This window comes from Avibacterium paragallinarum, assembly GCF_900450705.1.
In the GTDB taxonomy this organism is placed as follows: domain Bacteria; phylum Pseudomonadota; class Gammaproteobacteria; order Enterobacterales; family Pasteurellaceae; genus Avibacterium; species Avibacterium paragallinarum.
Window position 1 is genome coordinate 1,053,883 of the sequence record NZ_UGHK01000002.1, and the last position, 22,870, is coordinate 1,076,752.

General features: G+C 38.3%; 22 protein-coding genes and 1 pseudogene. 6 read left to right on the forward strand and 17 right to left on the reverse strand.

Annotated elements, in window-relative coordinates; translation table 11 throughout:
* Window positions 1-12: 12 nt before the first annotated feature.
* The 5 genes and pseudogenes from DXZ23_RS09915 to DXZ23_RS09925 form a co-directional block, all read right to left on the reverse strand.
* Entirely contained in the window at window positions 13-333 is a 321-nt protein-coding gene (locus tag DXZ23_RS09915) for a hypothetical protein (RefSeq protein ID WP_017805889.1), read from the reverse strand.
* Between the two features lie 14 nt (window positions 334-347).
* Window positions 348-605: a WYL domain-containing protein gene (locus tag DXZ23_RS16215; RefSeq protein ID WP_021723548.1), complete on the reverse strand. Its 258-nt coding sequence runs from the start codon at window positions 603-605 to the stop codon at window positions 348-350.
* Between the two features lie 138 nt (window positions 606-743).
* Window positions 744-830, reverse strand: a pseudogene (locus tag DXZ23_RS16220) (hypothetical protein); the annotation flags it as partial.
* Window positions 827-1,252 (reverse strand): HTH domain-containing protein, encoded by a 426-nt coding sequence (locus DXZ23_RS15945; RefSeq protein WP_021723547.1) that lies wholly within the window; start codon window positions 1,250-1,252, stop codon window positions 827-829. The pseudogene DXZ23_RS16220 and the gene DXZ23_RS15945, both read right to left, overlap by 4 nt.
* A 19-nt stretch (window positions 1,253-1,271) precedes the next feature.
* The gene (locus DXZ23_RS09925; protein ID WP_017805306.1) at window positions 1,272-1,922 is read right to left on the reverse strand and encodes an IS1595-like element ISHpa1 family transposase; all 651 of its coding nucleotides are present in this window, start codon (window positions 1,920-1,922) and stop codon (window positions 1,272-1,274) included.
* Window positions 1,923-2,176: 254 nt separating this feature from the next.
* On the opposite strand from DXZ23_RS09925, the gene DXZ23_RS09930 reads away from it, so the two are divergent.
* A complete protein-coding gene (locus DXZ23_RS09930; protein ID WP_017805890.1) occupies window positions 2,177-2,527 on the forward strand; it encodes a helix-turn-helix domain-containing protein in 351 nt (116 codons plus the stop codon).
* A 2-nt stretch (window positions 2,528-2,529) separates the two neighbouring features.
* Here the strand turns inward: DXZ23_RS09930 and priC are convergent, their stop codons facing one another.
* The 9 genes from priC to DXZ23_RS09975 form a co-directional block, all read right to left on the reverse strand.
* Window positions 2,530-3,099 carry a primosomal replication protein PriC gene (priC, locus tag DXZ23_RS09935; RefSeq protein WP_017805891.1) on the reverse strand — a complete coding sequence of 190 codons (570 nt, stop codon included), beginning with the start codon at window positions 3,097-3,099 and terminating at the stop codon, window positions 2,530-2,532.
* A gap of 212 nt (window positions 3,100-3,311) precedes the next feature.
* Window positions 3,312-4,028: a pirin family protein gene (locus DXZ23_RS09940; protein WP_017805892.1), complete on the reverse strand. Its 717-nt coding sequence runs from the start codon at window positions 4,026-4,028 to the stop codon at window positions 3,312-3,314.
* Between the two features lie 154 nt (window positions 4,029-4,182).
* A complete protein-coding gene (locus DXZ23_RS09945; RefSeq protein WP_017805893.1) occupies window positions 4,183-5,271 on the reverse strand; it encodes a lytic murein transglycosylase in 1,089 nt (362 codons plus the stop codon).
* A 28-nt stretch (window positions 5,272-5,299) separates the two neighbouring features.
* A complete protein-coding gene (locus tag DXZ23_RS09950) occupies window positions 5,300-6,103 on the reverse strand; it encodes a glycosyltransferase family 2 protein (RefSeq protein ID WP_017805894.1) in 804 nt (267 codons plus the stop codon).
* Window positions 6,103-6,987 carry a glycosyltransferase family 2 protein gene (locus DXZ23_RS09955; protein WP_017805895.1) on the reverse strand — a complete coding sequence of 295 codons (885 nt, stop codon included), beginning with the start codon at window positions 6,985-6,987 and terminating at the stop codon, window positions 6,103-6,105. Before DXZ23_RS09955 ends, DXZ23_RS09950 begins: the two co-directional genes overlap by 1 nt.
* On the reverse strand, window positions 6,980-8,176 hold the full coding sequence (locus tag DXZ23_RS09960; RefSeq protein ID WP_017805896.1) for a hypothetical protein: 1,197 nt from the start codon (window positions 8,174-8,176) through the stop codon (window positions 6,980-6,982). Before DXZ23_RS09960 ends, DXZ23_RS09955 begins: the two co-directional genes overlap by 8 nt.
* Before the next feature lies 1 nt (window position 8,177).
* The gene (locus DXZ23_RS09965; protein WP_017805897.1) at window positions 8,178-8,951 is read right to left on the reverse strand and encodes a glycosyltransferase family 25 protein; all 774 of its coding nucleotides are present in this window, start codon (window positions 8,949-8,951) and stop codon (window positions 8,178-8,180) included.
* A gap of 10 nt (window positions 8,952-8,961) precedes the next feature.
* Entirely contained in the window at window positions 8,962-10,140 is a 1,179-nt protein-coding gene (locus tag DXZ23_RS09970) for a lipopolysaccharide biosynthesis protein (protein ID WP_017805898.1), read from the reverse strand.
* Window positions 10,130-11,107 (reverse strand): polysaccharide pyruvyl transferase family protein, encoded by a 978-nt coding sequence (locus tag DXZ23_RS09975; RefSeq protein ID WP_017805899.1) that lies wholly within the window; start codon window positions 11,105-11,107, stop codon window positions 10,130-10,132. Before DXZ23_RS09975 ends, DXZ23_RS09970 begins: the two co-directional genes overlap by 11 nt.
* Window positions 11,108-11,248: 141 nt before the next feature.
* Between DXZ23_RS09975 and DXZ23_RS09980 the strand changes: the two genes are divergently transcribed.
* The gene (locus tag DXZ23_RS09980; protein ID WP_103846615.1) at window positions 11,249-11,995 is read left to right on the forward strand and encodes a YdcF family protein; all 747 of its coding nucleotides are present in this window, start codon (window positions 11,249-11,251) and stop codon (window positions 11,993-11,995) included.
* 172 nt (window positions 11,996-12,167) lie between these two features.
* Here DXZ23_RS09980 and fabB read toward each other — a convergent pair whose 3' ends face one another.
* The gene (fabB, locus tag DXZ23_RS09985) at window positions 12,168-13,388 is read right to left on the reverse strand and encodes a beta-ketoacyl-ACP synthase I (RefSeq protein ID WP_017805900.1); all 1,221 of its coding nucleotides are present in this window, start codon (window positions 13,386-13,388) and stop codon (window positions 12,168-12,170) included.
* 156 nt (window positions 13,389-13,544) lie between these two features.
* On the opposite strand from fabB, the gene mnmC reads away from it, so the two are divergent.
* Window positions 13,545-15,578, forward strand: a complete 2,034-nt coding sequence (gene mnmC, locus DXZ23_RS09990; RefSeq protein ID WP_026138499.1) for a bifunctional tRNA (5-methylaminomethyl-2-thiouridine)(34)-methyltransferase MnmC2/FAD-dependent 5-carboxymethylaminomethyl-2-thiouridine(34) oxidoreductase MnmC1 — start codon at window positions 13,545-13,547, stop codon at window positions 15,576-15,578.
* Between the two features lie 66 nt (window positions 15,579-15,644).
* Here the strand turns inward: mnmC and metG are convergent, their stop codons facing one another.
* Entirely contained in the window at window positions 15,645-17,696 is a 2,052-nt protein-coding gene (gene metG, locus DXZ23_RS09995) for a methionine--tRNA ligase (RefSeq protein WP_017805902.1), read from the reverse strand.
* A gap of 171 nt (window positions 17,697-17,867) precedes the next feature.
* Here metG and apbC point away from each other — a divergent pair, with 171 nt between their 5' ends.
* The 3 genes from apbC (at window position 17,868) to DXZ23_RS10010 (ending at window position 21,736) form a co-directional block, all read left to right on the forward strand.
* Entirely contained in the window at window positions 17,868-18,992 is a 1,125-nt protein-coding gene (apbC, locus tag DXZ23_RS10000) for an iron-sulfur cluster carrier protein ApbC (protein WP_021723540.1), read from the forward strand.
* 276 nt (window positions 18,993-19,268) lie between these two features.
* Window positions 19,269-21,179 (forward strand): FTR1 family iron permease, encoded by a 1,911-nt coding sequence (locus DXZ23_RS10005; protein WP_017805904.1) that lies wholly within the window; start codon window positions 19,269-19,271, stop codon window positions 21,177-21,179.
* 35 nt (window positions 21,180-21,214) lie between these two features.
* A complete protein-coding gene (locus DXZ23_RS10010; RefSeq protein WP_017805905.1) occupies window positions 21,215-21,736 on the forward strand; it encodes an iron transporter in 522 nt (173 codons plus the stop codon).
* A 132-nt stretch (window positions 21,737-21,868) separates the two neighbouring features.
* On the opposite strand, the gene DXZ23_RS10015 is transcribed toward DXZ23_RS10010, so the two are convergent.
* The gene (locus tag DXZ23_RS10015) at window positions 21,869-22,816 is read right to left on the reverse strand and encodes an IS110 family transposase (protein WP_017805811.1); all 948 of its coding nucleotides are present in this window, start codon (window positions 22,814-22,816) and stop codon (window positions 21,869-21,871) included.
* Window positions 22,817-22,870: the final 54 nt, after the last annotated feature.

Consider the following 22,870-nt stretch of genomic DNA (forward strand, 5'->3'; position numbering starts at 1 on the left):
CCTATTAAGTTATTATTTTTTATAAGTAACATTAATTCGACTATTGATAAAATCTTTACCAATTTCAAAATCTGGGTTATAGGTTAAGAAATTATGAATGCCGATACCAACAGCAGTAGCTATTCCAATTAAAGCCCCAACCCCTCGGAACACACCAGCTCCCATTCCCACTGAACGATTTTCTGTATAAACTCGGCAAGTAAAGCCATTTCTTTCAATAAGCTCTTCAATATAAGCCACATCATCAATAAAATTTTCTGTTTTGATCGAAAAGTTAATTTTATTTCTAATTAGTTTATTTAATGTTGCTGTATCTAGGGTATCTAATTGCATTTTTAATCTCCGAATTAAATCTTTTCAATCTTATTCAAATAATTAAGTAAATTATCTTTTAACTCTTCCTGCAAACTTTGAGGGCTAATAATAGTTAAATGCGGAATCCAATATTGAACAAGAGGTAAAATTTCTAATTGGCTGATATTTTGTGCTGAAAGTAATAATTCACCACTTTCTAATTTGTGTAACAGCTTTTGGTTAGGTAATAAATTTCTGCGTAAGAAAAAAGGCGCGGCAAAAGCAGAAACTCGAACCACCACTTCCGGCATTACATTTCCATGTGATAATGAATTGCTATTTTTAATATTTTCGATAAATTTTTGATTAGGAATAAATGTTTCAGATAAAACCTTTAATTGTGAAATTTGAGTAAAGCAGAATGTTTTTTGTTTATCATTTTGATTTTTATCTGTGCCAATAAGATACCAAATGCCATTTTTATTAGTTAATAAATAAGGTTTGAGTTGATAAAATGTTGAATGTTCACTATTTATTTTTTATATTTAAATGAAATCAGTTTATTTTGCTGAATGGCTAATTGAAGCTCGTTGAATTGTTCTTTTAAATGGCTGATATTTTCATATTGAACGCCTTTCACTTGCACGGATTGTGTGAGCTTTTCTTGATAAAACACTTTATCAATCTCTGGGAATAAATTAGAAACACTGGCAAAAAGGGCAAAGCGTTGAATATCTTCTTCGGTCAGTATATCTAATTTTTGGCGATCTAATCGATAAAATCTAGGTCCTAACTTATCCCAAGGTAAGAAATTAAGCCGCTCTTTTATATCTCTTTGAATGGTTCTTATAGATACATTAAACTCATCTGCAAGTTCATTAACATCAATACGTTTGCCTTTGTTAAGCTCGACTAAAATAAGACTAATTCGCTGGGCAAGCTGTGTTGTGCTTTTCATTTGGGGCTGTCCTAGATAACTAGACTAAACTCCCTTTAACCAATTGTTTTAAAATAGAAATTTGACTTTTTATGTTGCTGTAATTAAAACGCCATTCACATTCCTTTAAATAAAGCTCAAAATGCGCTTTTGGGATACCATTAAATTTTCGTAAATGGCGTTTTGCTTGGCTCCAAAAATTCTCAATTCCGTTAATGTGGTTATGATTTTCAGCAAAATGTGTGCTGTGATTGATACGAAAATGACTAAATTCACTCACATCAAGCACGTCATAACTACGATAATTATCGGTGTAAACAATACTATCAGGCTTTACCTGCTCCCGAATAATGGGTAACAAGGTGGCAGATTGCGTATTTGGAACCGCAACGGTATAAACCTTGCCATTGCGCTTGAGAAGCCCGAATACCGCAATTTTCCCTGCCGCACCACGACCACGTTTGCCTTTGCGAGCACCGCCAAAATAACTTTCATCGGCTTCAATTTCACCTTCAAACATCTCTAAGTGAAGGCTGTTTTGATAGATGAGTTGGCGTAAACGATGAAAGTAATATGCGGCAGTCGTTTTGTTTACATTGACTAACTCTGCTGCTGTCCTTGCAGTAACACCTGCAACAAATAGCTCAATGAGTTTATTTTGTTTGTGCTGACTTAGACGACTTTTTCTCATTGGTTCATTCTAACCTAAATAGATTTTTTAGTTGTTATCTAGGACAGCCCCTTTCATTTTATTTCCTTTGAAGAATTATTGATGTTCTTATTCTATGGCAATAAACAGAAAATTCGACGACAGGTTGTGTCGGGATGAAAAAAATTTCTTACTTTCTTCATATTAGACTTTTAACATCTAATCTAAGCATGCTCCGCTATTTATGAAAAGAAGTCAAGACCTATTATTTCTCCTTTAACAGTAAGGAGTTAGCTATGTTGAGCAAAAGTGAACAGTTATTGCGAACAATTGGACAAGCAATTGCAAAATATCGTCGAGCAGTAGGAATGACTCAAGCTGAATTAGCCGAAAAATTAGATATTAGCAATGATGCGGTATCAAGAATGGAGCGTGGAAAATCAGTTCCTTCCGTATTAAGACTACTAGAATTGTCAGAAATTTTTCATTGTGAAGTCGCGGATTTAGTTACCCTCAGTAGTAATCGTTCAATAGATCAAGCTAGAAAATTAGAATGCTTATTTATTGGCTTAGAGGCTTATGAACGTGCAGAACTGATTAATATCATTGAGCGGATACTAAATTGGAAACAACATAAAGAAGATTGATTTTATTTAGTTAAACTCAAGTATTCTTCCAATGTAGCAATCGCCTCCAAACAACGTGCTTTTCTCTGCTGAGTATGAGTAATATGTCGTTGTAGCTGTTGCTTTTCTAATTCATCCGTTGCGAGATAATATTGATCTTTCTGTAATGCAATTTTATCATTCAGCACTTGCAATGCTTCATAATATTTTTCTAAGCGTTCTCTTGGAGGGAGCTGATGTATCTCATTTTTTTGCTTAACCCGATAAGGTGAGGTTGTTTTTTCTTTCCGTAATTTTTTCTCAAAATGAGGAGAAGAAGCGGCATCTAGTAATGCTTGTAGCTGGGCTAATAATTTTTTAGTGTAAAATTGGCATTGATATTGTTCTTGATCTTGTAACTTTTCAAGCTGTGTAAGCGTTTGAGTGATTTCAGCACGATAAAATGCAAAAGTTTGATAATCTTCACTAAATAAAGTGCGGTCGAATTTTGCATAAATTTTTTGTTCATCAGTAAACTGATACTGCCGATAACATTGTGTAATTTTTTTCTTTAAACATTGAATTTGATCAGATGTAGCTGTTATTTTATTCATACAGGGAATATTTCATTTTGTGAAAATTAAGAATGCTTTTATAAATAACCGATATTCATCCTTCCTATTTTGGAGTATTTAGATTAATGAGAAGTAAACGGCATAATTATTTTTAATGAACGCTATCTATAATATCAACATTCATTTTAATTAAAATAACTTTTCTTTCCTTAAAAATAAATCCCTTACTACTCACCGTAAGGGATTCCACTTTAATTTACTGTCATCGGGACTTCCATTAATAAAATTTCGGTATCGCTATCTGCAATAATCTCAAATTGTTCGCAGTCCCATACTCCTAAACCATCTCGAGTAGATAATTGCTGATCAGCTATGATGGCACTGCCTTTCAATACAAAAGCATAGACACCATTACCAGATTTATGAGTATTATAGGTTTTCATTATACCTTTATCAAATTTAGCTAATGAAAACCACGCCTCTTGATGAATCCAAACGCCTTCATCATCTGGATTTGGCGAAAGGATCTGCTGAAAATCATTGCGTTTTTCTCCATCGACAATGCTGATTTGTTGATAACGTGGACTAACATCACGTTTATTTGGAAAAACCCAAATTTGCAAAAATTGTGCTGGAATATCTGCATTGGGGTTCATTTCACTATGAGTAACGCCCGTACCTGCTGACATCACTTGAATATCACCTTGGCGAATCACGCTACCATTTCCCATACTATCTTTGTGTGCTAAATCACCACTTAATGGAATAGAAATAATCTCCATATTATCGTGCGGATGTGTACCAAATCCCATTCCACCTTCTACATAATCATCATTAATCACGCGTAACGCCCCAAAATGGATACGAGTAGGATCATAATAATTCGCGAAACTAAAGGTATGGTGGCTTTTTAACCAGCCGTGATCGGCATAACCGCGACTATTTGCTAAATGATAGACTGTTTTCATATTAACGCCTTAATTTTGTTGAAGTACCTTATTTGTGAAAGTAAGTTTACCTTTCTCTTATATATTGATAAATAGGCTAATTTTAAAAACATTATTTACAAATAAGAAACAATAAGACATTAGATAGGATTTTTTTACTTCTTAAGATTAATAGCTACATCACCCTTGTTTTAATGCGATCAGCAAACATTCCAATGCTCACCGCGAAATATTGCGAGCGATTCCAATCTAGCAATGTGCGGAAGTTATTGGATACCAAAAATGCACGCCCCGCTTCCCCGTCTGGTTGTACAAGCCATAATTTTGCCTGAGAAAGTGCGGTGAGATTTTGCGTTGTTTTTGGCGTAAAGGTTTTGAGTGTCACACCTAAGGCTTGCCAGTCTTGTAAACTGCGTGCTTTTTGTTTTTCAACGCCTACAAAACTCGGATTGATAAATTGATTCAAACGCACCTCAACGCCCCAAGGCAATTTATCGTCCCAACCCACAGTATGGAGATAGTTCGCGATAGATGCAAACACATCATAATGATTTTTCCAAATGTCCTTTTCGCCATCATTATCACCATCAGCAGCATAGCTTAGATAAGAACTCGGCATAAATTGCGTTTGTCCCATTGCCCCCGCCCAAGAACCTTTCATTTTGCTTCGCTGAATATGATCCCGCTCTAACATTTTCATTGCGGCAATAAATTCTTTGCTAAACAACGCCTCACGGCGACCATCAAACGCCAAGGTTGCCAAAGCAGAAAGTACATCATAATAGCCTTGATAATAACCAAAGCTACTTTCCATTCCCCACAATGCCATTAAATAGGCTTTTTGCACGCCAAATTTTTGGCTCGCTTTTTCTAACTGCGGTAATTGCTCCCAATAACGTTGCTCAGCCACCTTCACTTTATTAGTGGTTAGTACACGATTAAGATAACGCGTTACGCCATTAGGATTCAACACCTTAGGTTCATTCAGATTACGCTTTTTCGCTTGGCCCGCTTGCTGCTTATCCAACGCCACCGCTTTAGGCATATATTGAATATTTTGTTGTGCATTTAGCACCGCACTTGATACCCCTTGCCCTGCGGCTTTTCCTTTGAGAAATGCCACATAATCCTCAAAATTATTTAATGTGCGGGGCTTATTATATTGAGCATTTTCATTGATAGGTTTAATAGAATGCGAACTTGAACAACCTGCCAATAAAATCACTGAAAATAATGAACTCAATAATAATTTTCGCTTAAACATTTTACTTTCCTTAATATAAATAAAAAAATTATTTGCGTAAAAATTTATACACTATTTTTAATAATGAAACAGGTAATAAACGAGGTAATACACGCAATAAAAAAACCATAAAACCAGATAAAGTAGATTGCAAATTTACACGGCGTTTTAATTGAAATAAATGCCATTCACATTTTGCTTGAGCTAATCCGCGGCGGCGAGAAACCATTCCGTTTCCCACTCGAGCGTAAACTAAAATATCAGGTAAGTTCGCAATATTTTGCGGATATTTTGCTACTAATTTAATCCATAAATAATAATCTTCTTGAATATCTTGATAACCGCCTGCATCAAGCACAGCAGATTTCTTATAAGCCACGGTCATATGGTTAAACGGACAGCGAGTTTTGGTGAAATTTACGATTTCTTTGGCTTGCGTCGGTACTTTTCGATAACTCACAATATCTTGAATGTTCTTGCCAAACTCAGCAATTTGTCCACCAAAAATAATGGTTTCAGGGTACTGCTTGATAAAATTCACTTGTTTTTCAAAGCGTTGTGGCTCACAAATATCATCGGTATCCATACGGAAAACCCAATCATTCGAACAATGTAATAGCCCCTCATTTAAGGCTTTTCCCAACCCTTGATTCACGGGAAGTTTAACCAATTTCAAAGGTAAAAAATCGCTAAAATTTTGCACCGCACTTTCTAATTCTGGTGTAACTGTTCCATCAAATACCAATACAATTTCATCAGCGGGCAAGGTTTGATGACGCAAACTTTCTAAACATTCACGCAAATATTGTGGGTTTTCCTTAATATATAAGGACATTAAAACGGAAAATTTCATTAAATAAACCTTTTCAAATGAATTGCCAATTTTGGCGAAACAAAAATAATCATTGCAATAATAAAGTATTTAATTTTTTTGCTTGATAGAAACATTTTCCAATAATAAACACTGGCTTTTCTAGATAAATTCATAATATAAGGATAAGCCAGCATATAAAGGGCATTAATGGAAAAGTTTTTTTGCTGTTCAGGCGTTTTAACATACTCTCGTTCAATAAATGCAATGGCCTGTTTCGTATTAGTTAAATTTGTCGAAACACTGGATCGCTGAGTGTGGAATGTGCATTCTGTTAAAGGCTGTTCTACATATAATGGATTTAATTCTGGCGATGAAACCACTTTTAATACAAACTCATAATCTTCCAGTGATTTTAATTGAGTGGAAAGCCCGCCAATATTTAAGAAGAAAGATTTTTCAATTCCAATCATTGGCATTCCACCGATTTTATTTGCCAATAATAGATTATCTAAAGTGAGATCTTTTTTCTGCGTAAAAGGGTGAGTAAAATAGCTAAAATTCTCATTAACCATTACACATTTTGCAGGGTGATAAATAAAATTGATTTCAGGATTTTCTATTATTTTTTGAGCCAATATTTCACATTTTTGATAATCAAAACGATCATCATCATCTAAAAATAACAACCAATCTTGAGTGGCATTCCTCGCCCCAATATTACGACTTTCCGCCGCGCCTTGGTTTTGTTCATTGCGAATAACCGTAACCTTAAAAGGATAATTTTTATCTACCGTTACCTTTTGTTTAGAACAATCATCAACAATAATAACCTCAAAATTATGCTTTGTTTGCTGAGCTAAATTTTCCAATAATGAAGGAATTTCTGCTTGGCGATTATAAGAGGGAACAATAATACTAAACATTTTCTTTTCCTTCTTTTTTGACTAAGAAAATACTTTTACTTCGCTTATCAAATAACGATAAGAACATTAATAATCCTAACATTATTCCCGGGAAAGCATAGGTATCTGCTTTAATATTTAAAATGGAAAAAATAAATAAGGTTGATAGGGTAAATAGCCAGCTGCCATTAAACCAATTTAATGCCACTTTACGCACGAAATAAGCGGTAAAAAGAAAACATAATAATAAATAGCCAATGCCACCATATAATAATTGGCGTAAAAAACCGCTATCGGTTCGCTCATAATATTTTCCCTCTGGTGTAATATACCAACCATCGCCCCATAAAATTTGCTTCCATTCAGGCATAAATAAGTGGCGTTGCATCAAAGTCTCTGTTGATGAACTGGTTAGCCCTTGATGATTTAAGACATTTATTAAGGGTTCTAATGCGTGAGCGGCATAAGAATTTTGTGGATAATAAAATGCTAAACCTAAACATAGCAAAGCAAATAAAACTAACGCTGGTACATATTTCCATTTAAAATAAATAGCAATGCTCACTAAGGATAAAAACAAGAAGGTTCGTCCTGAAATTAATCCAATACATAAAATAAGAAATAAAAACACCGCACTTAATTGATTATGCTGTTTATTATAAGCCAACAAAAAGTGCAATAAAAAAAGATAAAAGGCACTTAGCTGAAAAAAGGCTGAGGAAGTAATATTATACAAACGATATTCCTGCTCCGAACCATAAAAACGTGGTAATATTACATTGGTAGATAAAGCGAGATCAATAATAAAACCAATCCCTATTAATGCACCAACCCCAACTAGCCATTGTATTAAAATGCCTATTTTTAAATCGCGAATAAAAATTTGTTTTCCCGTATTTTTATCTTTATAAAAGTAAAAAACATTATAAATACCAATCGCCAAAATAAATAGAATTAAGGTTTTACTATATTGCAATAATACCGAGTAATCTTGAGTTTGGTGGACCCACATTGGAATGGCACTCAATAAAATTAATGCCAAAATAACAGCTAAACTCTGCAACGGAATAAAAATGCCTTGTGGGCGTTTATGGGCTACAACTTGATAAGCTAAATAAATAAGTGAAATCCCACCAACAAAAAATGCCATTCTAAAAAAATGGAATAGCCAAGGATCATACAAATAAAATAAATTTACTAATGCCGACATTTTATTTTTTACCTATCAAATTACGTTGTACTGCCAAGAGTTTTTTCAACGGATATTTCATCAGTTTTTGCCAAAAATGATGCGTAACACTGCCTCGCGTTGCCTCTAAGTTGCTCATTAATTTAGGGTTTTCAATAGCAAGCAAAGGACGCACCACTTGAATCCTTAATCCCCATTGATCACCAAATAAAAGATAATCATCAGCTAACCAATAAGGTTTTTGTTCCATTAAACATTTTTTTGCCGCTGATTTTTTAATTAAATATGCCACCGTTCCAGCAAAATAATTTTTATATGGATAAGCATAAGAAAATGCTGAGTCTGAAATTTTATTACGCAAAAATGAAAAAGTAGTTGGATAATTAATCTCTAATTCTGAATGATTAAAATCCTCAATTTTAGATTGTCCGATAAGTAAAATATCTGCTTGCGGATTTTCTTGTAATAAATTATCTAAATGCTGTTGGAAATTTCGGTTAAATAAGGCATCATCTTCACAAATTAAGCAATAATCCTTATCTTGAATACTGTTATCCTCAGCAATTAAACCATATACGGCTAAATGGCTTAGGGTACAACCAATTTCCCCTTTGGTAACCTTACGTCCATAGCGTTGAAAAAATTTATCCTGATCATAAAGTGCGGTCAGATTTTCTGCCGTTTTTTCCATTGTATTAATCGCACTAAATACGGAAAAATCTTGCGTATTTAGCTGTGTAAAAAATAATTCACGGCGTTGCTGATCTTTATCTAAAGAAATAAGAAATTTTTTCATTTTATCCAACTCAATTAATTTTTATGGGAAATTTATAATAGTAAATGATCGAAATCATCAATCGTACTAAACTTGCTCCAATTAACGCATAAGCGACCCCATATAATCCTTTATTTTGAAAAGCGAAAAATAGCCCAACTAACACAAGAATAGAAATAATTTGACGAGTAAACAACAATACTTGTTTACCTAATATCAGCATATTTTGCGATAATAGCCAAGAAAGTCCCGCAAGTAATGAATTAATAATAAACCACAATAATATCGGAGCAACGCCAATATAGGCATTACCAAAAAATAAATGAATAACAGGTTCAGCCAAAAACGGGACAATTATTACCGCACTTATTCCCATTAACAGAATAATGCCTAATACGGCACGAATGCGATTTAGCCCGTTGAGCAATCCCGAATAATAATAATCTGCGAGCATATTAATAATCCGTGTAAGCAAGGCATCGAAAGCGATACATACGGTATATAAACCTAGCGTATAATTTCCCATTAAAGAAACTATTAAGAAACGATCTAAATTAACCGTTGTTGCACCGAAAGTTTGCAATAAATTTTGTTTTAAGCAATTTTTAAGAAAATAACGCGGTTGAATTGGGGTTATTTCTGCTTTATTTGTAAATTGACTTTCTATTTTTTTAATAACATACAATGCAAATCCAGCTTGGATTGTAGTTAAAAGCGTTAAAAGCTGAACCACTTTTTCTAAATGTTGCTCGCCAAAAAGAAAATAATAGCCGCCATATATTCCTACAGCTAAAATAGGTTGCTGTAAGGAAAGTAAACGATAAAAAGATAAATTCGCATCAATTTTACTTTTTTCCAATGTAATGGTAAAAAGTGCGGTTAAAATAACATTTAAAATAAATAAATAGCTGAATGAAGTAATATTAAAAAAATAAAGTGCAAGGCTGGAAATGAAAATAGCCAACAATAAAAACGTTGAAAAATAATAACGCCAGTGAAGATATTGTTGCTGCCTCATACAAAGTGCCAGAGAAAACCCCACGCCACCAGTGGCGATAGTTACCACATAGGTAACCGAAGTGATGAAAAGTTGTAATGCCCCGCGTTCTTCCACCGCAAGCAATCGAGCAAGCAAAAAGGAGCTAACCATTGTTAGCCCCGTTGTTAAAAAGGTGGTGATCAGCACTTTGGCAAAGGATTTATTTTTCATAAACTTTCGAAAAATCAATATTTTGCGTCCATTGACGGTAATAGCCTAAATTTTTTCCGTAAGCGTTATCGCAAACTTCATTAGGAATTTCCAATAAACAAGAAAAAATATGCCCGTGTAGGCGGCTGGTTACAACTAAATCATATTGCTGAAATATGTCTTTACAGCGTTTAATTACTGCCAAACTATGGCGATACCACAAATCATTCACGCAATTTTTTAACCAAGCTTGATGAAATTTATTCGCTACTTTGGCTAAACCACTACAAATACGTCCGTAACATTTATCTTGCGTGGTAAGAATATCTTTCCAATCTTTTACAATGGCATTTTCTGGCAAAGTTGATTGAATTTCTTTTTCTAAATGACTTGACTCAATGTCTTTGCGTAAAAAATATAAGGTTTTTCCGACCGCACTTTTCGCTCGCGTTGTTTTGTTCAATAATGCCGAATCATAAAGCTGATGTGCCATATCTGGCGATAAAAAAACCTTATCCGAAAATTGATCTTTCATTAATTGATAAGTCGCTTGATCGCGTACAAATAAATAACAATCTTGGTGTGCAGAAAAAATCGCTGCCGCTCTTTCTTTAGCTTGAAGATTAGAAAAATAGGCAGTCTGTGGCATAACGATAATTCGATTATTTGGAAACGCCTTGAGCAAGGTTTCACGCATTCCTTGAAGGAGCGGATAAAGATCACCAAAATTCCCGCCGCCGTGGCATAGCAATGTGGTATTTGGCTTCACATATTTTTTGATTTCTTCAAGATCAAAACTTTGCAAACAACGTCTTAGGCGAATATTAATTTGATAATCCTGAAAAAAGGCTTCTGTTCCCGCGTAAATTAATAAATCCCCAACATTTAAATGCAATGGATAATCAAAATACAGCACATCATTTTTATCCACAATCACATCAAGGATTTGTTTTAATTCTTGCTTCAAAGAAACTAAAATATTATTCATTATTAAACCATTTTTTGGCGACAACATTTAAAGCGGCTATTGTAAAACAGAATACAAGCAGATCCAAAGAGATTGCTCATCTTTACAAAAGATTACAAGCCTTTTATGCTATGCAACAAATTTTCCCACGAAAAATGAACAATGTATTTACTCACCAAACTCATTACTGCCATTATTCTTCCGCCATTTAATGTGTTGATTTTATGGCTGCTTTCTTGCATCTTGGCAAAAAAACATTGCAAAAAATTAAGCCTTGCGTGCTGTGTTTTCGGCATTGCGATTTTGTATATTTCCAGTATTCCTTATACCGCACAAAAACTTCAAGACAGCCTTGTGCAAACACCACCGCTAAGCCTGAGCCAGTATAAAACAGCACAAGCCATCGTAGTATTGGGTGGAGGCTTGCGGGATAGCAATGAATTATTTGGTTCACTCGCCGTGCCTGCCATCGCACTGGAACGGTTGCGTTACGCCGCTTATTTACACCAACAAACCCAACTGCCGATTTTGCTCACGGGAGCAAGCCCGAACGGCAATTCTGAAGCCCAAATAATGGCAAACGAATTGCAACAATTTTTCCATACTCCAACCCAATGGCTAGAAGAAAAAGCCCAAACTACCATTCAAAATGCACAATTCACAAAACAGCTATTGGATAAAGAAAATATTCATCGCATTATTTTGGTAACAAACCAATGGCATATGCAACGAGCAAAATTATTGTTTGAGAAACAAGGATTTATAGTTCTTCCAGCTAGTATAGGGAATGGAAAAACACCTGAAAGCTACTCTGTAACACTGATGCATTTCATTCCACAAGCCAGTGCTATGGCAGCGAATGCACAAGCATTAAAAGAATGGATAGGTTATTGGAAAGAAAAAATATAAACGATTTATCTATCCAATAAACCTACAAGTATAGAAATTCCTCTTAGTGAACCAAGGATCGTATTTTTTCAATAATACATCCCTAAAAAATATGAGACTAACTAAATAGCTAGTCTCATACAATTTTTGATATTAATACATTTATTTCCTAACAACCTCTTAAGTTACTAAATTACGCTTTATAACGTTTGAATACTAAAGTTGCATTCGTACCACCAAAACCAAAGCTGTTTGACATTACTGTATTCAAGCCCGCATTTTCTTTAGTTTCTGTAACGATGTTCATTCCTTCCGCTTGTGGATCTAGGGTTTCGATATTAATACTTGGGGCGATGAAATCGTTGTCTAACATTAATAAGGTGTAAATGGCTTCGTGTGCGCCTGCCGCACCTAGTGAATGCCCTGTCATTGATTTGGTTGAGGAAATCGCAGGTTTTGCTTCACCGAAAACATTTTTAATTGCCCCTAATTCTTTCACATCACCTACTGGGGTTGAAGTGCCGTGTACGTTAATGTAATCGATCGGGCTGTCCACTGTCGCCATTGCTTGTTTCATACAACGCTCTGCCCCTTCACCGCTTGGTGCAACCATATCATAGCCGTCCGAAGTTGCACCATAGCCCACGATCTCGGCATAGATTTTGGCACCGCGTGCAAGTGCGTGTTCTAATTCTTCTACCACAACCACCGCACCGCCGCCTGCAATCACGAAACCATCACGGTTGGCATCATAAGCACGAGAGGCTTTTTCTGGCGTATCGTTATATTTAGTGGAAACTGCTCCCATTGCATCAAATTCTGTCGCACATTCCCAAGACAACTCTTCCGCACCACCTGCGAATACAATATCTTGTTTACCAAGTTGAATTAATTCTAACGCGTTACCAATACAATGTGCAGATGTCGCACAAGCAGAGCTGATACTATAATTCACACCACGAATTTTATAAGGCGTTGCTAAACAAGCTGATACACTTGATGCCATTGTTTTGGTTACAGCATAAGGTCCTATTGCTTTCACGCCACGAGGCCCACGCACTGCATCACAAGCGATAAGCTGATTATGAGCTGATCCTGTTCCCGCACCAATCACCAAACCTGTGCGGTCGTTAGAAACCTGCTCTTCTGTTAAACCTGAATCCTCAATGGCTTCTTTCATTGAAAGATAGGCATAAGCGGCGGCATCGCCCATAAAACGATAAATTTTACGATCAATCAATTCCGCTGGTTTTAATTTAATAGTTCCAGCAATGTGGCTACGCATTCCAATTTCTACAAACTCAGGCACTAATTCAATACCCGATTTGCCCGCTTTTAGCGAAGCCAATACTTCTTCTTTATTGTTACCAATGCTGGAAATAATACCAACGCCCGTAATCACCGCTCTTCTCATAGATGCTTCCTTTTGAATTGAAAGAGTAAAAACAAAATTGGTCGCTAACTTACTACGAAATGAAAATATTGCAAGCATTTCTTTGAAGGTTCGACCAATCACAAAATTTTGGTTATTATAGCAAAATCTGCAAAGGCAACAAAGAATTAAGCAATGATCCAAACACTGAATTACGCCGAGATTTCGTTTAATCCCGAAAACACGCCCGTTTCTCATCAATTTGATGATGTCTATTATTCTAACCAAGATGGACTTGCGGAAAGCCGTTATGTTTTCCAACAAGGCAACCAGTTATGGGTGCGTTGGGAGCAATCCACCGAACGCCATTTTGTGATTGCTGAAACAGGCTTCGGCACGGGGTTGAATTTCTTGGCAGTTGCCACACTGTTCCGCCAATTTCGCCAAGCCAATCCACACAGCCCGCTGAAACGGTTATTTTTTATTTCTTTTGAAAAATATCCGCTCCACCAAACTCAGCTGGCACAAATCCATTTGGCTTATCCTGAATTTGCCGATTTAAGTACGCAACTTTGTCGCCATTGGCAGCCGATGATCGCAGGTTGTCAGCGTTTTCATTTTGCGGAAATCACACTGGATATTTGGTTTGGCGAGATGGCAGATAATTTGCCTCAGCTCGGGGATTATATGCAAAATCGCATTGACGCGTGGTTTTTAGACGGCTTTTCACCAAGTAAAAATCCGCAAATGTGGAACGACCAACTCTATCAAGCAATGTTTGATTACAGCAAACCTAACGGCACATTCGCCACCTTCACCGCGGCAAGTGCGGTGCGAAAAGGGCTAGAAAAGGCGGGCTTTACCGTTTATAAACGCAAAGGCTACGGCAAAAAACGGGAATGCTTAGCGGGCTACAAAGAAAAAAATGCCTCAAAAACCGACCGCACTTTTTTCCCTTGGTATCTCCCACAACCAGCAGAATTTGCTGAATGCCAAGATGTCGCCATTATCGGCGGCGGGATTGCCTCCGCCTTCACAGCCCTTTCTTTATTAGAGCGAGGGGCTACGATCACCCTTTATTGCGAGGACGAGCAAACTGCCCTCAACGCTTCAGGGAATAAGCAAGGGGCGTTTTACCCTCAGTTGAGCGATGACGATGAACGCAACATTCGCTTTTACATTCACGCGTTTTTATACGGACAACAGCGGTTGCAATGGGCAATTCAGCAAGGTATTGAATTTGAACACGAATTTTGTGGCGTTGCACTTTGTGCCTATGACGCAAAAAGTGCGGTGAAATTAGCCAAAATTTCTGAGCTAGGCTTACCCACTGCCTTATATCAGCCCCTTTCGCAAGCGGGATTAAGCGAAAAAGCGGGGCTACCTCTACCTTGCGAGGGCGGATTTATTCCGCAAGGGGCGTGGCTTTCCCCGCGTCAATTCGTGCAAAATTTATTTGCCTATTTGCAACAGCGAGGGGTAAAAATAAAAACATCGCAAAAAATCACCGCACTTTCTCAAAATGATGAACAACAAGATAACCACTGGCAGCTTACTACTGCCTCAAACGAGCATTTTTATCATCAGGTGGTGATTATCGCCAATGGGCATCATCTGAAAAATTTTGCACAAACTACCCAGCTCCCCGTTTACCCTGTGCGAGGGCAAGTGAGCGAAATTCCCACTTCCCCGCATTTAAGCCAACTCAACACCGTGCTTTGCTATGATGGCTATCTCACCCCAGTAGATCAACGCCAAATCAGCCACTGCATTGGAGCGAGCCATCTTCGCGATAATCAAGATCGCCACTTCAGCCGGCAGGAACAGCAGGAAAATCAACAGAAGATTCAACGTAATCTTGCTGGGGTGGATTGGGTGAATGATGTCGATACCTCAGGCAATCAAGCCCGTGTTGGCGTGCGATGTGCCGTGCGAGATCGTATGCCGTTAATGGGCAATGTGGCAGATTATGCACAACAAATCGCCAATTACGCCAATCTGTTTAACCTCCGCCGTCGTAAACAAACTATCAAGCCCGCCGCACAACATAAAAACCTTTATCTTCTTGGTGCATTAGGTTCAAGAGGGCTAACCTCCGCCCCGTTGCTTGGCGAAGTGTTAGCTTCATTAATTTATGGCGAACCTTTGCCGTTAAGTGAAGATATTTTGCATCAGCTCAGCCCAAATCGCAGTTGGATTAGAAAATTGCTGAAAGGCACGCCTGTCGCGTAAACAAATAATAAAAAGGCGAACATTAAGTTCACCTTTTTTCTATTTTCTATCGCAATTTGAGATTTATTATTTCACACGTGCACCAGCTTTAGCACCAGAATCCACATCAAGCAAGAATAAATCTGCTCCGCCTGTGCCAGCGGAGAGAATCATTCCTTCAGACATTCCGAATTTCATTTTGCACGGTGCAAGATTGGCGACCATAATCACCATTCGCCCTTCTAGATCTTCTGGTTTGTTGTAAGCGGCTTTAATTCCTGAGAATACTTGACGCTGTTCCACGCCTAAATCAAGGATAAATTTCAATAATTTATTGCTTTCAGGCACGGCTTCACATTTCAGCACTTTGGCAACACGCAAGTCTAATTTGGCGAAATCATCAATGGTGATGGTTTCTTCAAAAGGTTCAAAATCTTCCGAATTTTGCACCGCACTTTTCTCTGTGCTACTTTGCGGATTAAGTTGGGCATTTTCTGCTTTTGATGCTTCGATCATTTGTTCGATTTGTTTCATTTCTAAGCGTGAGAACAAGGCTTTAAACGGTGCAATTTTGTGATCAAGCAACGGTGTTGCGAGGCTATCCCAAGTGATTTCAGTCTGTAAGAAGGCTTCAGCACGTTCGGCTAATTGCGGTAGCACAGGTTTTAAATAGCCCATTAATACACGGAATAGCTCAATACCCATTGAACACACTTGTTGCAATTCTTGCTCACGACCTTCTTCTTTTGCAATCACCCAAGGGGCTTTTTCGTCAATATATTTATTGGCTTTGTCCGTTAATGCCATAATTTCACGAATGGCTTTGCCGAATTCACGGTTTTCATAATAAGCCGCAATGTGATCCGCTTGTGAAGTAAATTCTGCGAATAAAACGGGATCTTGCAAGCTCGCTGCCAATTCGCCATTAAAACGTTTTTGGATAAAGCCCGCATTGCGTGAAGCCAAATTCACTAATTTATTTACCACATCGGCATTCACACGTTGCACAAAATCCTCTAAGTTGAGATCCAAATCGTCAATACGATTACTCAATTTTGCCGCATAGTAGTAACGCAAATATTCAGGATCGAGGTGTTTTAAGTAAGTGGCGGCTTGAATAAATGTACCACGAGATTTCGACATTTTCTCGCCATTTACCGTTACATAACCGTGTACGAAAATATTATCAGGCTTACGCAATTCCGCCCCTTCTAACATCGCTGGCCAGAAAAGGGAGTGGAAATACATAATGTCTTTGCCGATAAAATGATACAGCTCAGCTTGGCTGTCTTTATGCCAGAAACTATCAAAATCAATATTGCCTTTACGGTTGCAAAGGTTTTTGAATGAAGCCATATAGCCAATCGGGGCATCAAGCCAAACATAGAAATATTTGTTTTCTGTATTAGGGATTTTGAAGCCAAAATAAGGGGCATCGCGGGAAATATCCCATTGTTGCAAGCCCGCTTCAAACCATTCTTGCATTTTATTTGCCACTTCTTGTTGCAATGAACCGGAGCGAATCCACGCTTTCAACATTGCTTCAAAACTTGGTAAGTCAAAGAAAAAATGCTCACTTTCTTTCAACACAGGCGTTGCACCCGATACCGTAGAACGCGGATCGATTAATTCCGTTGGGCTGTAAGTGGCAGAACAAACTTCACAGTTATCGCCATATTGATCAGGGGATTTACATTTTGGACAAGTGCCTTTAACGAAGCGATCAGGCAAGAACATTTGCTTTTCAGGATCGAATAATTGCGAAATAGTACGGCTTTTGATAAAACCATTTTCTTTTAATTTATTGTAAATGCTTTCTGCCAGCTCGCGATTTTCTTCGCTATGGGTTGAATAATAATTATCAAAACTAATGTTAAAGCCTTTGAAATCTTCAACGTGTTTTTGTTGCACATCGGCAATTAACTGCTCAGGGGTAATGCCCATTTGATCGGCTTTAAGCATAATCGGCGTGCCGTGTGCATCGTCAGCACAAACAAAATAAGTTTCGTTGCCACGCATACGCTGAAAACGCACCCAAATATCGGCTTGAATATGCTCTAACATATGCCCCAAATGGATTGGGCCATTGGCATAAGGCAAGGCACAAGTAACTAAAATCTTACGCGGTGAATTTGACATTCTTATTTACCTTTTTCATCAAAAAATTTTGCCGGATTTTACCTTATTGATGGTATTTTTTCCAGTTCAATACGGTTTATCTCAATTTATACTTAACAGCACCGCTTTGCCGTGTTTAAATATACCGACTAATTTACTCAACCATTCTACTCAACGAATTAAGGGGCGATAATGCACATTCATTTTTCAGCGAATTTAAGCGAAGCTCAACAAGCAGACATTCAACAATTATTTCAACAATTTCAACACGAAACCTTGCAACAAAATCTTCTTTCACTAAATGCGATTAAAAAAGTGGAGCTCGGTGCAGAGATTTTACGCATTGAGCTTGTAATGCCCTTTGCGTGGAATACAGGCTTTGAACAGCTAAAAAATACTCTCAGCAAGGAACTGCAAAATATCACTCACGCTAACGAGGTGAAATGGGTGCTAAATTACCAAATCGCCACCTTAAAACGTGCGAATAATCACCCTGCTGTCAAAGGCATCAAAAATATTATTGCGGTAAGTTCAGGTAAAGGCGGTGTTGGGAAATCCACCGTTTCCGTTAATTTAGCCTTAGCCTTACAAGCACAAGGGGCGAAAGTGGGCCTGCTTGATGCGGATATTTATGGGCCGTCCGTACCGCATATGCTTGGCGTGGCAGATCAACGCCCAACTTCGCCAGACAACAAACATATTAACCCTATTGAAGTGTACGGGCTACGCACCAATTCCATTGGCTATTTGATGGAACCTGATAACGCCACCATTTGGCGAGGCCCAATGGCGAGCAGTGCGCTAAGCCAGCTTTTACAAGAAACCTTATGGGCGAAAGACGGCGTGGAGTTGGATTATTTAGTGATCGATATACCCCCAGGAACGGGCGATATTCAGCTTACGCTCTCACAACAAATCCCTGTAACTGGCGCGATTGTGGTGACCACACCGCAAGATATTGCGTTAATTGACGCGATTAAAGGCATTTCAATGTTCCAGCGTGTTTCTGTCCCAGTGCTTGGCATTGTGGAAAATATGTCCGTGCATATTTGTAGCAACTGCGGCCATCACGAACCTATTTTTGGTACAGGCGGGGCAGAAAAAATGGCGGAAAAATATCAAGTAAAAGTGCTTGCACAACAGCCATTACATATCCGCTTGCGTGAAGATATGGATAACGGCAAACCAACGGTGGTTTCCGCACCAGACAGCGAAATTGCCCAATCTTTCCTACAACTCGCTGAAAAAGTCGCCAGCGAACTTTATTGGCAGGGGGAGATTATCCCAAGTGAGATTTTGTTTAAAGCCGTGGAATAAGAAAAATTGTGAAATTAAAAGTGCGGTACATTCATATTGTGATTTCAAATTTAGCCTAAAAAAGAAGATAACTCGATACAAGTCATATGATTTGTAGTGATGTTATTTTGAAATCTAATAATTAAATCGAATTTACCACACTTTTTACCTAGAAATATAAGTTTGATCCTTGTCAATCCAATTTCTTTCATTGAAAGCTTTTTCTTGCTAAAACACTTAGGAATAAGGATAATACGTAGAAATAAGAATAAATTTTATTTAGATTAGAGAGTCAATATGGTCTTTTTGCGTTACCACCGTTATCTTTTTTCCTTATTCTTTTTCTTCTTTACCGCGTTCTCTCAAGCATCGGAGAACTATCAGCAATGGGTTAATGACATACAAAATCGTTTAACCAAAACCGATGAACTTTATCAGCAAAATCAAATTGATGACGCACGCACCGAAGTGCAAATGGCCTATTTTGAAGTATTTGAGAATTTAGAGGGTCCGATTCGCATTAACTTTTCCGCACAAAAAAGCTACCAAATGGAAGCGATGTTTGGGGAAATTCGTAAAATGATTGGTGAGGGGAAACCGCTGAATGAGGTGCAGGCAAAAATCAATCAACTCAAACAAGACCTTCAAGCGGTTTTACCCGTTTTAGAGCAAGGGCATCAGCTCAACGCGTCCACGCAACACGATGTGTATCAACACGAAGAAATCGATCCTTATTGGCAAGAAAGTTTCAAAATTATTGATGATTTACTCGCCCAAGCAATTAGCGACTATCAAAAAGGGGAATTTGCTCAATCGAAGAAACGCATTCAGCAAGCTCAATATGATGGCTATAAAAATAGCGAAATGGAAATGTCCATTCGTAAAAATCGTTCCGCAGCGGCTTCGGCGAGTATTAATCAACAGTTTTACGATTTGATTAAACTCAGCGAGCAACCCGAGCAAATTAATGCGTTAGGCTATCAAATCACCACGCTGTTACAGGATATTGAAGAACAGCTCCCGCAACTGCCAACCACCAAAGCGGCACAGGCAACAACGCAAAGTGCGGTGCAAAATTCGCAAGATTTTTCTGATAAGCAAAACTGGAGCGAGGTGGCAACTCAGGTTAATGCGGGGATCAAAAATGCCATTGCCCTGTTTGAAAAAGGCGAAAGCAAAAAAGCAATGCTCGCCGTGCAAGATACCTATTTCGATATTTTTGAAAATAGCGGAATGGAAAACAAAATCGGTTCGCGTGATAGCAATTTTAAAACAGAAATTGAGGGCTATTTCACCCGTTTAGTGAGCCTAATGAAAGCCAATCAGCCCACTGAGCAACTCCTCCAACAGGCTGAAGGCTTGGCTCAGAGCCTCGCGAAAGCCGTAGAAATGTTGCAAGGCAATCAGCAAAGCGATTGGGCAATGTTCATTTATAGCTTCTTAATTATGGTGCGTGAGGGTTTGGAAGCCTTGTTGATTGTGGCAGCGATTGTGGCTTATTTAGTGAAAAATAATCATCAAGATAAATTGCCGGTGATTAAACAATCAGTCTATGTGGCGTTGATCGCCAGTGTTATCACCGCGGCTATTTTCCAACTAGTGTTCTCTAATTCAGGGGCAAGCCGCGAATTGCTCGAAGGTTTCACAATGATGATTGCGGTGGTAATGCTCTTTATGATGAGCTATTGGCTACTTTCCAAAGTGGAAGCACAAAATTGGAAACGCTATTTAGAAGGCAAACTTTCCACCGCACTCACTACAGGATCATTAATTGGTTTGTGGCTCACCAGCTTTTTAGCGGTCTATCGAGAGGGAGCAGAAACCGTTTTATTCTATTATGCTCTAGCGGGTGATGCCTCCAATGCAATGAGCTATGTGTATCTCTTTGCGGGAATTGCGGCGGGGGTTGTTGTTTTAGCGATTTGTTATGTGATTATGCGTTATTCTGTGGTGAAGTTGCCACTGAAACCGTTCTTTATGTTTACTGGTTCTTTTATGTATTTAATGGCATTTATTTTCGCAGGAAAATCGGTGCTAGAACTGATTGAAGGAAAACTGTTTGAGCCAACACTGGTTGCCAATGTGCCAGAAATTTCGTGGCTCGGCATTTATCCTTACATTGAAACCCTAACGCCTCAGGCTATTTTACTTATCGCAGCCGTTTTCGCTTTGTTCTATATGAAACACCAAAGCAAAAAACAGGCTTAATATTGATTTTTAACCTTTAATAAATAGGAGTTCCTATGAAAAAAACATTCGTTGCAGCGACTTTATTAGCAGGAATTTTAACTGCCCCTTCAGCCCTTGCCTTCAAAGAATACCCAATTGGTGAAGCGGTAACAATGAATGGTATGGAAATTGCTGCCGTTTATTTACAGCCTATTGATATGGAACCGCGTGGAATGGGCTTATCTGCTAAGGACTCAGACATTCACCTTGAAGCAGATATTCACGCTACCAAAGGCAACGACAACGGTTTTGGCGAAGGCGAATGGATGCCATATTTAACCATCGCCTACACCTTGGTAAACACCGACACTGGTGAAAAACAAGAAGGCACATTTATGCCAATGGTAGCCGGCGATGGCCCACATTATGGCGCAAACGTAAAAATGATGGGCGTAGGTAACTACAAAGTAACCTATCACATCGACCCACCATCAAAAGCGGGTATGCACCGCCATACCGACAGCGAAACAGGCGTAGGCCGTTGGTGGAAACCTTTTGATGTGAGCTATGAGTTTAAATTTACTGGATTAAAATAATCTGTAATTTATCTAGCATGCGGGCGGACACATAGGTCCGCCCCTACCAGTAATTTACGGAATGATATTAATTGAATTCCATAACCCGTAGCAACTGTATTCAGCTAAAAAGCAAAAATACAAATTCGTTAATTAAAGTGCGTGAGCGTCCCATTGCGAGTCATCGCGGACAATCGCATTTAAAATGGTGAGAAGTTTACGCATACAGGCGTTAATCGCCACTTTGAACGCCTTACCATTAGCACGTAAGCGTTCGTAAAATTGTTTGAGTTTAGGCTCAAAACGCACACAAACAAATGTTGCCATATACAGTGCATTTCGTACGGCTTTGCGACCACCTGAACAGCGGCTTTTCCATTTGGTGTTGCCACTTTCTTTAGGATGGGGTGCAACACCAACAAGTGAAGCGATTTGTTTATGTGTGTATTGACCTAACTCAGGCAACATTGACATCAAAACGGCTATTGTTTGTGTACCCAACCCTTTGATGTCTTTAAACTTTTTTATTGTATCGTCAAAATGTTTGAGATGCTGTTCGATTTCCCTATCCAGCTCATCAATACGCAGGCTGAGATAGTCGATATGCTGTTCAACACTGAATACTTGTGTGGAATGAACTTGTTCAAGGCGGTTTTTCTCCGCAAAACGCATTTCAACAAGCTGATTACGGCGTGAAACAAGGGCTTCAAGCTGTTCCTGCTCGGGAGTGGGTGGTATGTAAAGCTGCTGTGCTACATTATCACGCATTGCGAGCATTTGGGCGTAAAAAGCCAACATTTTGGCATCTTTATTGTCGGTTTTTGCTAGTGATTGCGACATCGCAAACTGATTGGTTTGTCGCGGGTTAGCAATCACCACACGAAAGCCTGTGCGGTGGAGTGCTTTAGCTAATGGAAGTTCAAGCCCACCGGTGCTTTCAAGGACAATTAAGTCCACACTGAAACGACGTAAATACTCAATGGTATGCGCAATCCCTTTCGGATTGTTGGTTTCGGTCTTAGTTCGTTTTTGGGTAGAAAGCCCAATGACGAAATGACGTTTAGCAACATCAATACCACAATAAGTTTGTTCATTCATCATTAACCTGCCTTGCATTCGGGTTTAAGTCTGGCAACTGTTCGGTTTTTTGGTGAA

What these genes read in the sequence shown, in the direction of transcription:
- DXZ23_RS09915 (WP_017805889.1), bottom strand. Translation starts at nt 333, where the DNA reads ATGCAATTAGATACCCTAGATACAGCAACATTAAATAAACTAATTAGA.
- DXZ23_RS16215 (WP_021723548.1), bottom strand. Translation starts at nt 605, where the DNA reads ATGCCGGAAGTGGTGGTTCGAGTTTCTGCTTTTGCCGCGCCTTTTTTC.
- DXZ23_RS15945 (WP_021723547.1), bottom strand. Translation starts at nt 1,252, where the DNA reads ATGAAAAGCACAACACAGCTTGCCCAGCGAATTAGTCTTATTTTAGTC.
- DXZ23_RS09925 (WP_017805306.1), bottom strand. Translation starts at nt 1,922, where the DNA reads ATGAGAAAAAGTCGTCTAAGTCAGCACAAACAAAATAAACTCATTGAG.
- DXZ23_RS09930 (WP_017805890.1), top strand. Translation starts at nt 2,177, where the DNA reads ATGTTGAGCAAAAGTGAACAGTTATTGCGAACAATTGGACAAGCAATT.
- priC (WP_017805891.1), bottom strand. Translation starts at nt 3,099, where the DNA reads ATGAATAAAATAACAGCTACATCTGATCAAATTCAATGTTTAAAGAAA.
- DXZ23_RS09940 (WP_017805892.1), bottom strand. Translation starts at nt 4,028, where the DNA reads ATGAAAACAGTCTATCATTTAGCAAATAGTCGCGGTTATGCCGATCAC.
- DXZ23_RS09945 (WP_017805893.1), bottom strand. Translation starts at nt 5,271, where the DNA reads ATGTTTAAGCGAAAATTATTATTGAGTTCATTATTTTCAGTGATTTTA.
- DXZ23_RS09950 (WP_017805894.1), bottom strand. Translation starts at nt 6,103, where the DNA reads ATGAAATTTTCCGTTTTAATGTCCTTATATATTAAGGAAAACCCACAA.
- DXZ23_RS09955 (WP_017805895.1), bottom strand. Translation starts at nt 6,987, where the DNA reads ATGTTTAGTATTATTGTTCCCTCTTATAATCGCCAAGCAGAAATTCCT.
- DXZ23_RS09960 (WP_017805896.1), bottom strand. Translation starts at nt 8,176, where the DNA reads ATGTCGGCATTAGTAAATTTATTTTATTTGTATGATCCTTGGCTATTC.
- DXZ23_RS09965 (WP_017805897.1), bottom strand. Translation starts at nt 8,951, where the DNA reads ATGAAAAAATTTCTTATTTCTTTAGATAAAGATCAGCAACGCCGTGAA.
- DXZ23_RS09970 (WP_017805898.1), bottom strand. Translation starts at nt 10,140, where the DNA reads ATGAAAAATAAATCCTTTGCCAAAGTGCTGATCACCACCTTTTTAACA.
- DXZ23_RS09975 (WP_017805899.1), bottom strand. Translation starts at nt 11,107, where the DNA reads ATGAATAATATTTTAGTTTCTTTGAAGCAAGAATTAAAACAAATCCTT.
- DXZ23_RS09980 (WP_103846615.1), top strand. Translation starts at nt 11,249, where the DNA reads ATGTATTTACTCACCAAACTCATTACTGCCATTATTCTTCCGCCATTT.
- fabB (WP_017805900.1), bottom strand. Translation starts at nt 13,388, where the DNA reads ATGAGAAGAGCGGTGATTACGGGCGTTGGTATTATTTCCAGCATTGGT.
- metG (WP_017805902.1), bottom strand. Translation starts at nt 17,696, where the DNA reads ATGTCAAATTCACCGCGTAAGATTTTAGTTACTTGTGCCTTGCCTTAT.
- apbC (WP_021723540.1), top strand. Translation starts at nt 17,868, where the DNA reads ATGCACATTCATTTTTCAGCGAATTTAAGCGAAGCTCAACAAGCAGAC.
- DXZ23_RS10005 (WP_017805904.1), top strand. Translation starts at nt 19,269, where the DNA reads ATGGTCTTTTTGCGTTACCACCGTTATCTTTTTTCCTTATTCTTTTTC.
- DXZ23_RS10010 (WP_017805905.1), top strand. Translation starts at nt 21,215, where the DNA reads ATGAAAAAAACATTCGTTGCAGCGACTTTATTAGCAGGAATTTTAACT.
- DXZ23_RS10015 (WP_017805811.1), bottom strand. Translation starts at nt 22,816, where the DNA reads ATGATGAATGAACAAACTTATTGTGGTATTGATGTTGCTAAACGTCAT.